11 protein-coding genes, 1 pseudogene and 2 riboswitches are annotated in these 11,973 nt (G+C 70.2%); of the genes and pseudogenes, 7 read left to right on the forward strand and 5 right to left on the reverse strand.

Annotated features, from left to right (window positions below; genetic code table 11):
• The coding region (locus CRP55_RS47925) for a glycoside hydrolase family 65 protein (RefSeq protein ID WP_101536260.1) at positions 1-1,834 on the forward strand (1,834 nt) is incomplete at its 5' end.
• Between the two features lie 61 nt (positions 1,835-1,895).
• Here CRP55_RS47925 and CRP55_RS47930 read toward each other — a convergent pair.
• Positions 1,896-2,924, reverse strand: a complete 1,029-nt coding sequence (locus CRP55_RS47930; RefSeq protein WP_097328782.1) for a coiled-coil domain-containing protein — start codon at positions 2,922-2,924, stop codon at positions 1,896-1,898.
• 5 nt (positions 2,925-2,929) lie between these two features.
• Positions 2,930-3,063: riboswitch (cyclic di-AMP (ydaO/yuaA leader) on the reverse strand.
• Positions 3,064-3,273: 210 nt separating this feature from the next.
• A riboswitch (cyclic di-AMP (ydaO/yuaA leader) is annotated at positions 3,274-3,406 on the forward strand.
• 3 nt (positions 3,407-3,409) lie between these two features.
• Here CRP55_RS47930 and CRP55_RS47935 point away from each other — a divergent pair.
• The gene (locus CRP55_RS47935) at positions 3,410-4,468 is read left to right on the forward strand and encodes a coiled-coil domain-containing protein (RefSeq protein ID WP_245923905.1); all 1,059 of its coding nucleotides are present in this window, start codon (positions 3,410-3,412) and stop codon (positions 4,466-4,468) included.
• 118 nt (positions 4,469-4,586) lie between these two features.
• Here the strand turns inward: CRP55_RS47935 and CRP55_RS47940 are convergent, their stop codons facing one another.
• Both CRP55_RS47940 and CRP55_RS47945 read right to left on the reverse strand, forming a co-directional pair.
• On the reverse strand, positions 4,587-5,360 hold the full coding sequence (locus CRP55_RS47940; protein ID WP_097328783.1) for an ABC transporter ATP-binding protein: 774 nt from the start codon (positions 5,358-5,360) through the stop codon (positions 4,587-4,589).
• Positions 5,353-6,249, reverse strand: coding sequence for an ABC transporter permease (locus tag CRP55_RS47945; RefSeq protein ID WP_097328784.1), 897 nt, complete (start codon positions 6,247-6,249; stop codon positions 5,353-5,355). Before CRP55_RS47945 ends, CRP55_RS47940 begins: the two co-directional genes overlap by 8 nt.
• A gap of 177 nt (positions 6,250-6,426) precedes the next feature.
• Here CRP55_RS47945 and CRP55_RS47950 point away from each other — a divergent pair, with 177 nt between their 5' ends.
• The 3 genes and pseudogenes from CRP55_RS47950 to CRP55_RS55445 form a co-directional block, all read left to right on the forward strand.
• Positions 6,427-7,029 (forward strand): TetR/AcrR family transcriptional regulator, encoded by a 603-nt coding sequence (locus CRP55_RS47950; protein WP_245923908.1) that lies wholly within the window; start codon positions 6,427-6,429, stop codon positions 7,027-7,029.
• Positions 7,030-7,094: 65 nt separating this feature from the next.
• Positions 7,095-7,238: a hypothetical protein gene (locus tag CRP55_RS55440; RefSeq protein ID WP_245923910.1), complete on the forward strand. Its 144-nt coding sequence runs from the start codon at positions 7,095-7,097 to the stop codon at positions 7,236-7,238.
• A gap of 18 nt (positions 7,239-7,256) precedes the next feature.
• Positions 7,257-7,445 (forward strand): annotated as a pseudogene (locus tag CRP55_RS55445) (Atu4866 domain-containing protein); the annotation flags it as partial.
• 127 nt (positions 7,446-7,572) lie between these two features.
• On the opposite strand, the gene CRP55_RS47960 reads toward CRP55_RS55445, so the two are convergent.
• Positions 7,573-8,811, reverse strand: a complete 1,239-nt coding sequence (locus CRP55_RS47960; RefSeq protein ID WP_097328786.1) for an MFS transporter — start codon at positions 8,809-8,811, stop codon at positions 7,573-7,575.
• Positions 8,812-8,883: 72 nt separating this feature from the next.
• On the opposite strand from CRP55_RS47960, the gene CRP55_RS47965 reads away from it, so the two are divergent.
• Together CRP55_RS47965 and CRP55_RS47970 are read left to right on the forward strand one after the other, a co-directional pair.
• Complete coding sequence (locus CRP55_RS47965; RefSeq protein ID WP_097328787.1) at positions 8,884-9,873, forward strand: LacI family DNA-binding transcriptional regulator; 990 nt, start codon at positions 8,884-8,886, stop codon at positions 9,871-9,873.
• Positions 9,874-9,904: 31 nt separating this feature from the next.
• On the forward strand, positions 9,905-10,447 hold the full coding sequence (locus CRP55_RS47970) for a hypothetical protein (protein ID WP_097328788.1): 543 nt from the start codon (positions 9,905-9,907) through the stop codon (positions 10,445-10,447).
• On the opposite strand, the gene CRP55_RS47975 is transcribed toward CRP55_RS47970, so the two are convergent.
• The gene (locus CRP55_RS47975) at positions 10,434-11,963 is read right to left on the reverse strand and encodes a GGDEF domain-containing protein (protein WP_097328789.1); all 1,530 of its coding nucleotides are present in this window, start codon (positions 11,961-11,963) and stop codon (positions 10,434-10,436) included. The two genes, CRP55_RS47970 and CRP55_RS47975, sit on opposite strands and share 14 nt — an antisense overlap.
• Positions 11,964-11,973 lie beyond the last annotated feature (10 nt).

An 11,973-nucleotide genomic window follows, 5' to 3' on the forward strand; every position in this document is an offset into this window, starting at 1 on the left:
ACTGCCCGCGATGAGCAAGGACCCCCGCGTCGCGGCCGTGCTCGATCACCCGCTGCAGTCCGAAGAAGTCCTGGAGCAGCGCACCGGCGGCCTGCTGGTGCACCGCACCAAGGCCTCCGACCTGCGCATGGCCGCGGCCATGGAGCATCTGGTGGAGACGCCGGGCAAGCACGCGGTGACCACCGAGGGCCACCCGGACTGGCTGCGCACGACCGTGGCCTGCAAGCTCGAGCCCGGCCAGAAACTCCGCGTCGTCAAGATCGCCGCGTACGGCTGGTCTTCGCACCGCTCGCTGCCGGCCGTCCGTGACCAGGTCGGCGCCGCCCTGGCCAGCGCCCGTCTCGACGGCTGGGAAGGGCTGGTCGACGCCCAGCGCGAATACCTGGACGCGTTCTGGGACCACTCGGATGTGCGGGTCGAGGGTGACCCGGAGGTGCAGCAGGCGGTCCGCTTCGGCCTGTTCCACACCCTGCAGGCCGGTGCGCGGGCCGAGCAGCGCCCGATCGGCTCCAAGGGCCTGTCCGGCCCCGGCTACGACGGGCACACCTTCTGGGACGCCGAGACCTTCGTGCTCCCGGCGCTGACCTACACCCAGCCGTCCGCGGCGGCCGACGTGCTGCGCTGGCGGCACTCGACCCTGGATCTGGCCCGGGAGCGGGCACAGACCCTCGGCCTGCAGGGCGCCGCGTTCCCGTGGCGCACCATCCGCGGGCAGGAGTGCTCGGCGTACTGGCCGGCCGGCACCGCCGGCTTCCACATCGGCGCCGACATCGCCGACGCCGTCCGCCGGTACGTGCAGGCCACCGGCGACTACGACTTCGAGCGCGAGTACGGCCTCGAACTGCTGGTCGAGACGGCCCGGCTGTGGCGCTCGCTCGGGCACCACGACCGGCACGGCCGCTTCCACATCGACGGCGTGACCGGCCCCGACGAGTACACGGCCGTGGTCAACGACAACATCTACACCAACCTGCTGGCCCAGCAGAACCTGCTGACCGCGGCCGACGCCGCCAAGCGTCACCCGGACCTGGCCCGCAAGCTCGGTGTCGACGACGAGGAGACGGCGAGCTGGCGCGACGCGGCGGCCTCGGTGCACATCCCGTACGACCGCGAACTCGGTGTGCACCAGCAGTCGGAAGGCTTCACCCGGCTGCAGGAGTGGGACTTCGAGAACACCCCGCCCGAGGCCTACCCGCTGCTGCTCAACTACCCGTACTTCGACCTGTACCGCAAGCAGGTGGTCAAGCAGGCCGACCTGGTCATGGCGATGTACATCCGCGGTGACGCGTTCACCCCGGAGGAGAAGGCCCGCAACTTCGCCTACTACGACGCCCGCACCGTCCGCGACTCGTCGCTGTCGGCCTGCATCCAGGCCGTCATGGCGGCCGAGACCGGGCACCTGGAGCTCGCGCACGACTATCTGGGCGAGGCCGCCCTGATGGACCTGCACGACCTGCACCAGAACTCCCGCGACGGCCTGCACATCGCCTCGCTGGCCGGCACCTGGATCTCGTTGGTGGCCGGGCTCGGCGGCATGCGCGACTTCAACGGCCAGCTGTCCTTCGCGCCCCGGCTGCCCAGCCGGATCAACGCGCTGGACTTCTCCCTGCTCTGGCGCGGCCTGCGCCTGCGGGTCAACGTCACGCCCGAGGAGGTCACGTACTCCCTGCGCAACGGTGGCGGCTCGGCCCGGCTGGTGCTGCTGCACCACGGCAAGGAGGTCGAGGTCACCCAGGTCAAGCCGGTGACCGTGCCCAACCCGCCGGCGATCCAGGCCGGCCCGTCGCCGGCCCAGCCCGCCGGGCGGGCCCCGGTGCGCCGCGCGACCGCCTGATTTCACGAAGCACGAAAAACGCCCCCCGGTCCTCGACCGGGGGGCGTTCATGTTTCACGTTCTAGAGCATCGACACATGCACGTGGTCGGTGTGGTCGCTGGGCCCGTGATAGGCCCTCCACTCGCCCTCGGAGGGGAACCAGATCTGCTTGTACCAGATCACGTAATAGATGCCGAGCCGGTCCGCGTTGCGGACCAGGAACGCCATCAGGTTGTTCCCGTACTCCTTCATGTCCGCGTTGTGCGCGACCGCGAATCCGCTGTCCTGCAGCGACCAGTCACAGGCCCGGCCCTTGGGATGCTCGAACGGCCCGCCGTCGCGGTGACAGCCCACGAATCTGTCGAAGCCCGCCTTCTTCGTCTCTTTGTACATATTCAATGTACGGGCGGTGATGCAGCCGTTGGTCGTCGGATCCTGGACCGTGCACGACTCGGGCGAGAAGCCGCCCTCGGAGTTACGCGGCGCGGGCTTGGCTTTCGGAGATGAGGCGAGCACGTGGCCCTGGGTGAGCCCCTCGCCGCCGACCAGGTTGAGGGCCTGGTTGGCCGCCTCTTTCTGCTTCTGCATCGCGACGAGATTGGTCTTCTGCTTCTTGACCTCGGAGTCCAGTGCGACCTTGGACTTCGTGACCTCGTCGATCGCCTTGTTGAGCTCGGCGAGCTTCCGGTCGTGCTCGGTGTTGATCTCCTCGAGCGACATCGCCCGGGCCAGGAAGTCGTCCGAGCCCTTGCTGCTGAGCAGGAAGCTGGCCGCGTTGAGCTGGCCGAACCGGTACTGCTGGTTGGCGATCGCGTTGACCTCCGGGATCAGCTCGTTGCGCCGGGCCTCGGCCGCCTTGATCTTGCCGGCGAGGGCCTTCTGCGCGGCCGTGGACTTGGCCACGGCGCCCTTGGCCTGGACGAACCGGCGGTTGGACGACTCGATCAACTCGTCCAGGGTCTGGTTTTCCTTGCCGGCCGCCTCGTCCGGTGCCGCGGAGGTCCCGTCGCCGGGCTCGGCGTAGGCCGGAGAAATGGGCGAGGCCAGGAAAGCGACAGACACGAGCGGCGCCAGGGCAAGCATCAGCCACCGGCGGGGTCGTACGGTCATGCAGGTTCCTTCCGGTTAACCGCCGACCGGGTTAGCTGACGGGTTCGGGACGGAAGCGATCCCTACCGCTGACGCGGATGCACCCCATGACTGACCTGGTTCCCCGGCTCGCCTCTCGGCGATTGGGCGGTGGCCGCCGGCACCTCGGGGGCGGTGCCTGGTTGGGCGGGCCGGCGGCCAGTTTACCCGAGAACAAGGCAGGCTTCAGGCCTCGTAAAACAGTATTCGCGTGTTCCACCTGTGACATTGCGTAATTGCGACTACAGTGCGTCGCCATTCAATTGCGTCGCGTGTGATAACTGTCGATCGTTCGATGTCTTCGGTATGGTCGGTGCCGGTCCCCACCCCCAGGGGATCGCCGCCTAATCGTTTTCGAACGAGCCGGGGAACCAATCTTTCCGGGGTGAATCCGCGCGAGCGGTAGGGATCACTTCCGTCCCGAACCCGTCAGCTAACTCGGTCGGCGGCCGACGGAAGGAACAAGTGTGCGGCAGAAGACTGTCCGGCGACGATTGGCAGCCACCCTGGCGATGCTCGTCGCGATCTCTGGCCTCGCGTTGGCGAGCCCGGCGTCGGCCGCGCCGGGTGACACCGGCGACGACGGCGAGGGCGCCCCCAAGACCCTCATCCAGCAGCTCGAGGCCGCCTCCAAGGGCTTCGTCGAGGCCAAGGAGGCGCTGGAGCGGTCGCGCAAGCGCCAGACCGAGCTCGCCGCCAAGCTCAAGGAGCTCGACAAGCAGATCGCCCCGCGCCAGGCCGCGCTGGACGACATCATCCAGCAGTCCTACCGCACCGGGCGGCTCGGCCCGATGAGCGCGCTGCTCGCGGCCCAGGGGTCCGAGGGCTTCCTCGACCGGGCCGAGACGCTCGAGACGATCGCGGTCAAGGAGAACGCGGCGGTGGCGTCGCTCAAGACCACCCGCGACGCCCAGCAGGCGGCGAAGGTGGCCATCGACACCGAGGTGCGCAACGAGCAGAAGCAGGTCGCCCTCATGGCCAAGCGCAAGGTGCAGGCCGAGAGCGCCCTCAAGGCCGCCAACACCGGCGGGGACGACAAGACCGGCGAGGACGCCCCGCAGTCGAGTGACAAGGCCGTCAGCAGCTCCAGCAAGCAGAAGGCGGGTGCGGCGCCGCGCAACTCCGACGGCTCATTGCCGTCCGAGAGCTGCTCCGAGCCCGATCCCACCACGAGCGGGTGCCTGAGTCCTCGTACGCTCAATGCCCTCAAGCAGGCGCAGGCGGACGGCTTCACCCGCTTCGTCGCCTGTTTCCGCGAGCAGAACAGCGGCGAGCATCCCAAGGGCAAGGCCTGCGACTTCGCCGCCGACAAGAACGGCTTCGGCGGCGTCGCCACGGGCGCGAGCAAGACGTACGGCACCAATCTCGCGAACTACTTCATCAACAACGCGGACCGGCTGGGCGTGCTCTACGTCATCTGGTTCGAGCGGATCTGGCTGCCGAGCAGTGGCTGGAAGGCGTACACCCGAGGAAACGGCGACCCTTCCAGCGACCACACGAACCACGTGCACTTGTCCATGCGCTGAGCTTCGCTCAGCGGGGCGATCGCCTTGTAACCGGTGAGATGGGGCGCGATTTTCCGTCGTCCGCAAACCCCGCGGCCGTCGAAAAACCGAGCCCCATCTCACCGGCGGCGATCGCGGGTCACTTGCGTACGTAGGTCTCGTACTCCTTCATGACGTCATCGGTCGGGCCGTCGGCGCGGATCACGCCCGACTCGAGCCAGATGCTCCGCTCGCAGGTGTCGCGGATCGACTGCTCGCTGTGGCTCACCAGGAAGACCGTGCCGGCCTCCTGGCGCAGGTCACGCACCCGCTGCTCGCTGCGCTTGCGGAATTTCGCGTCACCGGTGGCCAGCGCCTCGTCGATCAGCAGCACGTCGTGCTTCTTGGCGGCGGCGATCGAGAAGCGCAGCCGGGCCGCCATGCCGGAGGAGTACGTCTTCATCGGCAGCGAGCTGAAGTCGCCCCGCTCGTCGATGCCGGAGAACTCGATGATCTCCTCGGTGCGCTCCTTGACCTGGGCCGGCGTCATGCCCATGGCCAGGCAGCCGAGCTCGACGTTTTTCACGCCGGAGAGGTCGTTCATCAGCACGGCGTTCACGCCCAGCAGCGACGGCTGGCCGGCCGCGTAGATCGCGCCGCCCCGCTCGACCGGCAGCAGACCGGCGATCGCCCGCAGCAGCGTCGACTTGCCGGAGCCGTTGGTGCCGATCAGGCCGATCGCCTCGCCGCGGTAGGCGACGAAGTTGACGCCCTTGACCGCGTGCACCTCGCGCACGGCCGCGCTCTTCTTGCCGGTCACGATGCGCTTGAGGCTCGCCAGCGGGCTGTTGGCGCCCGGCGCCACCGAACCGTAGATGCGGTAGACGATGTGCGCGTTGTCCGCGATGACCGTAGGAATCCGCTCGTCAGCCACGGCCGTAGCCCTTCTCTCCGCGCCAGAAGTACACGTATCCACCGATGCCCACGAAGGCCGTCCAGATCACCGCGTACGTCCAGAGGCGCAGCGGCGAGGCGGCCAGCGTCACGTTCTCCATCAGGGCGTGCCTGATCAGCTCGATGAAGACCAGCATCGGGTTGGCCTCGACCAGGGCGAGCTGCCAGCCGCTGATCCGGTCGGAGAAGAAGGTGACCGGGTAGAGGACCGCGGAACCGTACATCCAGATCCGCATGATGTACGGAATCAGCTGCCGGATGTCGGTGATCTTGGCGCAGAGCCGGGACACGAAGAGCGCCAGGCCCGAGTTGAAGATCGCCTGAAGGACCAGGGCGGGCAGGACCAGCAACCACTCCACGGTGATCGGCTCGCCGGTGAGCAGGATGATCGCGATCAGCACGGCCATCGAGGCGATCATGTTGCGGACCTCGACCAGCGAGATCGCGATGGGCAGGCTGGCTCGGGGGAAGTGCAGCGCCCGGATCAGGTTGATGTTCGAGGTGATCGCCATGGCGCCGGCCTGGACCACCGATTGGGTGAATCCGAAGATGAAGACACCGGCGCACAGGTACGCGATGAAGTTGTCGGTGTCCTGCTTCGTGTTGAGCAGAACGCCGAAGATCACGTAGTAGACGCCGGCGTTGATCAGCGGGGTCAGCACCTGCCAGACCGCGCCCAGCCTGGTGGTGCCCAGCGAGGCGCTCACCTTGGCGTTGGCGAAGGCCGCGATGAAGTGCCGGTAGGACCAGAGATGCCGGGTGTACTCGGCTATGCCGGGGAGTCGCCCGGCCGCTGTCAAGCCGTTCCGCCGGGCCAGCTCCTTGAGCGATTGCCCGGTCTCGGAATCGGCGACCGCCGTCTGAGCCATGGGGTGGTGCTCCGATCTCGTCGGCCCGTGGGGGGTGCCGGGCCCTGGTTCTTTCCGCGAGAACACTTAAGCAGCATGTCAAGCCGCCGTCGATGGAACGCCTTCGTATCGACGTGCGGAAGGTTATCCGACCGAACGGCGGAACGCAACCGTTACGTCCTGGCGTATAGTGACCGAGTGGCAACTGGAAAGCGCGCACCAGCCGGAGCGGCTGTGCTCCGAGGCGACATCACCGTAGCGATTCGCAACGCCGTGATGCACGAGCTCGCCGAGGTCGGTTACGGCAGGCTCTCCATCGAGGCGGTGGCGCGCCGCGCCGGCGTGGGCAAAACGGCAATCTACCGTCGCTGGGGCAACAAACTCGAGATGGTCCTCGAGATCGTTTCCGATGTCGCGGGACGGAGCGTCCCGCTGCCCGACACCGGAAGCTTCGCGGGCGATCTCCAATTGATCATGATGATCGTCCACCGGGCCCTCCAACACCGTATCGCGTCGCAGATCATCCCCGACCTGATGGCCGAGGCGGCCCGCAACCCGCAGATCGCCGAGACCCTCCAGGCGGCGCTGCACACCCACCAGCAGGCGGTCGGCGAAAAGCTGGTCGGCCAGGCGATCGCCCGCGGCGAACTGCCCGAGGGCACCGACCCCGAGGTCGCCGTCGACATGATCCTGGGCCCGCTGTACTGGCGCCTGGCGGTCTCCCGCTCGCCGATGCCGGACGACTACCTGGAGAAGCTCACCACGGCCGTCACGGCCGCCCTGAAGTCGACCGCGCCCTGAGAAAAGCTTTCATCCGGCCCCGCGGCGCCGAAGGTAGGGGACCCGTCCCCGACCCCGGAGCCCCGATGCGCCACCACCCCGAACAGCACCTCGACATGACCGTCCTGGACACCGCCGCCCTGCTCGCCATCGCCATGCGCGAGCTGAAGGCGGGCGACGGCCCGCTGGGCGTCGCCGCGCCGAAGAAGACCGACCCGGTCGGCTCCTGACGCAGCGCCGACGGCACGGTCCGTCTGGACATCAGGACCGACGGCACGTACGCGGGAACGGTGGCCGGCCGCAAGAGGGCCGCACACGGCACATATCGGCTGGACGGCTCGACGATGACGCTGCGGGACGACTCGGGCCTGAAGACCCCGGTGACCGTGGGCCACGGCGTGCTGGAGATGGCGGGGCACCGCCTCGGGCCGGCCTGATCGCTCGACGGGTTTTCCACAGCGCCGACATTCGTCCACAGGGCGCCCCCGCGGGTTCGCTCCTACGCGTTGATCGCGTCAGACTGGAGCGGGACGGGGGCCCCCGGGAGGGTGGGCGCTGGACTGGTCAGACTGCGGCGGGCTCGGGGTGACGCTCCGGTTCAGGGGCCGGGACGCCGGGGTCCAGGCGGAAGCTCACCACGGCCAGGGCCAGGCCGGTCGCCGCCAGCAGCACGCCGATCCAGGCCGACGACAGATAACCCCAGCCGGCCGCGATGACCGCGCCGCCCAGGGCGGCCCCCGCGCTGTTCGCCACGTTCGAGGCCGACTGGTTGACCGCCGCGCCCATCAGCTGGGCGCCCGGCGCCACCGCGATGAGCCGGGCCTGCAGGGCCGGGCCGATGAACAGGGCGGCCGCGCCGACCAGGAAAGCGCCGAGGAACAACCCGGCCGGGTGGCGGGAGACGACGCCGAACAGGGCGATCGTGGCGATCATGGCGGTGAAGCCGAGCAGCACGCTGCGCCGCAGGTTCTTGTCGGCCGCGACGCCGCCGACCGCGTTGCCGACGGTCATGCCGAGGCCCATCACAGCCAGCACCCACGGCACGGCCGACTCGGACAGGCCGGTGACGTGCGTGGTGACCGGGGCGATGTAGCTGTTGACCGCGAAGAAGCCGCCGAAGCCGATCGCGGCCACGGCCGCGGCCAGCCAGATGTGCGGGGAGCGGAAGGCGGCCAGTTCCGAGCGCGGCGAGCCGCCGGGCGCGGCCGGGATCTCGGGCACCGTGGCCAGCACGGCGAGCAGGGTGAGGGCGAAGACGCCGGCCACCGCCAGATAGGCGACGCGCCAGCCGGCGGCCTGACCCAGGCCGGTGATCAGCGGAACGCCGAAGACGTTGGCCGCGGTCAGGCCGCCCAGCACCAGCGCGAAGCCCTTGCCCTCGCTGCCCGGGCCGAGCATGGCCGCCGCGAGCAGGCCGGCCGCGCCGAAGTAGGCGCCGTGGGCCAGGGCCGCCACGAACCGGCCGGCCAGCACGAGCTCGAAGGTGGGCGCAAGGGCCGAGGCCACGGTGCCCACGACGAAGAGGCCGAGCAGGGAGACGACCAGGCGGCGGCGCGGCCACCGGGCGGTGAGGGCGGCGATCGTGGGCGCGCCGGCGACCACGCCCAGCGCGTAGATCGAGATCATCCAGCCCGCCTTGGCGACCGCGTCGGCGGCGCTGTGCGCGTACTCGGTGGGCAGCAGGTCCTGCGCGAGGTTGGGCAGCAGGCCCATGGCGACGAACTCGGTGAGGCCGAGGCCGAAGCCGCCCAGGGCGAGGGCGAGCAGGGCCGCCCAGCGGCGGCCGGAGGTCAGGTGTTCCACGTGATCGACTCTAGAACGTTCTAGTAGCCGTGGTCTTAGAACGTTCTAGTCATCACAGGTAAAGTTTCGGCCATGAGCCGGACCACGCTGGCCGACGTCGCCGCCGAGGCCGGAGTCTCGGTGGCCCTGGTGTCGATCGTGATGCGTGACGCGCCGGGCGCGAGCGCGGCCACCCGGGAGCGGGTGCTCGAGGTCGCCCGCCGCCTCGACTACCAGCCCGACAACCGGGCCCGGCTGCTGCGCAGCGGGCAGAGCCGGCTGCTCGGCGTCGTCTTCGGCGTGGCCCACCCGTTCCACGACGACCTGCTCACCGGGCTCTACGACGCCGCCGAGCGGGTCGGCTACGAGCTGACGCTGAGCGCCATCACGCCGCGGCGCGACGAGCGGGCGGCCATCGCCGGGCTGTTGCAGGACCGGTGCGCGGCGCTGGTGCTGCTCGGGCCGCTGATCCCGTCGGCCGAGCTGGCCACGCTGGCCGGGCGGCTGCCGGTGGTGGCGATGATGCGCTCGGTGCGCCAGCGCCAGGTCGACGTGGTGCGCACCGACGACGCCCGCGGGCTCCACCTGGCCGTCGACCATCTGGTGGCGCTCGGGCACAGCCGCATCGCGCACGTCGACGGCGGCAAGCATCAGCCGAGCTCGGCCGACCGCCAGAAGGGCTACCGCGACGCGATGCGGCGGCACGGCCTCGAGGCGTACATCCGGGTCGTCGGGGGTGGCCCGGGAGAGGAGGACGGCGCGAAGGCGGCGCGGGAGCTGCTGACCGAGCCGCCGACCGCGGTCACCGTCTTCAACGACCTCAGCGCGGCCGGGCTGCTCGACGTGCTGCGCCGCGAGGGGATGGCCGTGCCGGGCGACATCAGCGTGGTCGGCTACGACGACAGCAGCTTCAGCAGCATGGCGCACATCGACCTGACGACGGTGGCCCAGGACATCGAGACCATGACGACGCTGGCGGTGGCCCGGGCGGTCGAGCGGATCGACGGCGCGGCCGTGGCCAACCGCGAGGTGGTGATCCCGCCGCGACTGATCATTCGGGGGACAACCGGACAGCTCGACTAAGTTCGTCCCTTTTCGCGCCGACGTTCAGAGTATGAAGGTCGCTCGTCTGGCGATTCTGCCGCTGGTGCTGCTGGCGGCCGGATGCGGCACATCGGGCTCGACCGACGCCCAGGCCAGCGCCCAGCCCGCCGCGCCCTGGGTGCAGGTGTCGTCGGGCAGCCGCACGCCGAGCCCGGTGGTCACCTACACCGGCTCCCCGCGGCCGGGCCTGCCGCCGGTCTCGTTCCTGCCCACCAGCACGGCCTGCGCGATCGGCTGGCCCGACGCCGACCAGGTGCTGATCCCGATGGTCGTGACGCCCGGCGCGGGATCGTTCTCCGTTCAGTGGCCCAACCGGTTCGGCAACACGTACCGGATCACGGCCGTGCCGCAGGAACTCGTCTCCGGCGCCCAGCCCGACCCGGTCTGGCAGACGGTGACCACCGGCGCCGAGTGCAACGCCAGCGCCACCATCACCGGGCTCCAGTCGGGCAAGCCGTACATCATCTGGCTCGACGCACCGGACACCCCGCGCGGCGTCGACGGATCGCGCAGTCTCTACAGCGGCAAGACCGGAGTGGTCAGGCCGAAATAGTGTTCCGGCCGCTCCACTTGGCCGCGTACAACCGGTCGTCGGCCGCCCGGAAAAGCTCCTCGCCCGTCATGCCCTCGTTCAGCGCGGCCAGCCCCACGCTGACGGTCAGGCGCACCCCCGGCAGAACATCGGAGCGGGCCACCGCCGTACGGATGCGCTCACCGACCTCGCGGCCCACCGTCAGATCGCCGCGCAAAAAGACGGTGAACTCGTCGCCCGCGTAGCGCACCGGCACGTCCTCGGCCCGGCAGTGGGCTCGCAGTATGCGCGCCACCTCGCGTAACGCCCGGTCGCCGGTGCTGTGCGAATACGCGTCGTTGATCGCCTTGAAGTGGTCGACGTCGACCAGCAGCAGCACCAGCGGCGCGGTCAGCCGTCCCCGGTCGATCCGCTCGATCAGCAGGTCGAAGCGGCGCCGGTTGTCCAGGCCGGTGAGCGGGTCGCGCAGCACCTCCCGCTCGGCGCGGGCCCGGGCGGCCTCGGACTCCTCGCGCTGGCGGGCCTGGCGCAGCATGCCGAGCCGTTGCAGCCGCAGCCGCCACAGCTCGCCGGTCTGCCCCTCGACCGCCTCGAACAGATCGCGCCCGGCCTGGCCGCCGTCGGCGGCGAGCGCGGTCAGCGCCATCTCGAACCGGATGATCGTCTGCTCGTCGGGGCGCGGGCCGAACGCGCACAGCTCGCGGGCGGCGACGAACTCGGTGCGGGCCTCGGTCAGCGCGCCCTGCTGGCGCAGGCTGATGCCGAGGGCCAGGTGGGCCATCCGGGCGTACCGGTAATTCTCGCTGGTCCGCAGCGGCAGCACGGCCTCGCGGACGGTCTTCTCGGCCAGCACGTCGTCGCCCAGCTTGGCCAGGGCCAGGGCCAGCATCGCGGTGGCGGCCATGTCGTCCGGGCGGTGCTCGACCTGGCGCCGGGTGATGGCGGCGCTGCGGCGCAGCCGGGTGGCGCCCTCGTCGTGCCGGCCGACGTGGCTCAGCCGCAGCCCCCAGTGCAGCAGCGTGGCCGCGTGGACCAGGCCGAACTCGGGATGGGTGACGCTGAGCCGCTCGTACGCCTCGGCGGCCGTCTCGTACATCTCGGCCGAGGACGCCGCCTCGGCGAACGAGCAGAGCGCCGAGATCCAGCGGTCGCGGTCGTGGTGCTCCCGGTCGAGCAGCACGGCCGCCCGGGCCAGGTTGCGCATGCCGTCGACGAACCGGCCGCGCAGCACGTCGAACTGCGCGAGGTCGCCGAGCGCCTTGGCCTCGCCGAGCGCGGAACCGGCCGCCCGGTGCAGGCGCAGCAGCCGCTCGCCGAGGTCGGCCGCCTCGGCGATCCGTCCCATGTGCAGGTTGGCGTACATCTTGCCCTGCACCAGGAAGATGACCGTGCGGTCGTCGCCGACGGCGCGGGCGAGGCTCAGATAGGCGTCGGCGGCCTCGATCGCCTCGTGGCCGTGCCCGGTCGTCGCCAGCCGGTGAACCCGGAGCGCCAGCAGGTGCAGCGGCCCGAACACGGTGACCGGCACGGGGAGCATGGTCCCAGTA

Origin of the sequence: Paractinoplanes atraurantiacus, assembly GCF_900215205.1 — a bacterium.
Taxonomy (GTDB): Bacteria; Actinomycetota; Actinomycetes; order Mycobacteriales; family Micromonosporaceae; genus Actinoplanes; species Actinoplanes atraurantiacus.

What these genes read in the sequence shown, in the direction of transcription:
- CRP55_RS47975 (WP_097328789.1), bottom strand. Translation starts at nt 11,963, where the DNA reads ATGCTCCCCGTGCCGGTCACCGTGTTCGGGCCGCTGCACCTGCTGGCG.
- CRP55_RS47970 (WP_097328788.1), top strand. Translation starts at nt 9,905, where the DNA reads ATGAAGGTCGCTCGTCTGGCGATTCTGCCGCTGGTGCTGCTGGCGGCC.
- CRP55_RS47930 (WP_097328782.1), bottom strand. Translation starts at nt 2,924, where the DNA reads ATGACCGTACGACCCCGCCGGTGGCTGATGCTTGCCCTGGCGCCGCTC.
- CRP55_RS55440 (WP_245923910.1), top strand. Translation starts at nt 7,095, where the DNA reads ATGCGCCACCACCCCGAACAGCACCTCGACATGACCGTCCTGGACACC.
- CRP55_RS47945 (WP_097328784.1), bottom strand. Translation starts at nt 6,249, where the DNA reads ATGGCTCAGACGGCGGTCGCCGATTCCGAGACCGGGCAATCGCTCAAG.
- CRP55_RS47965 (WP_097328787.1), top strand. Translation starts at nt 8,884, where the DNA reads ATGAGCCGGACCACGCTGGCCGACGTCGCCGCCGAGGCCGGAGTCTCG.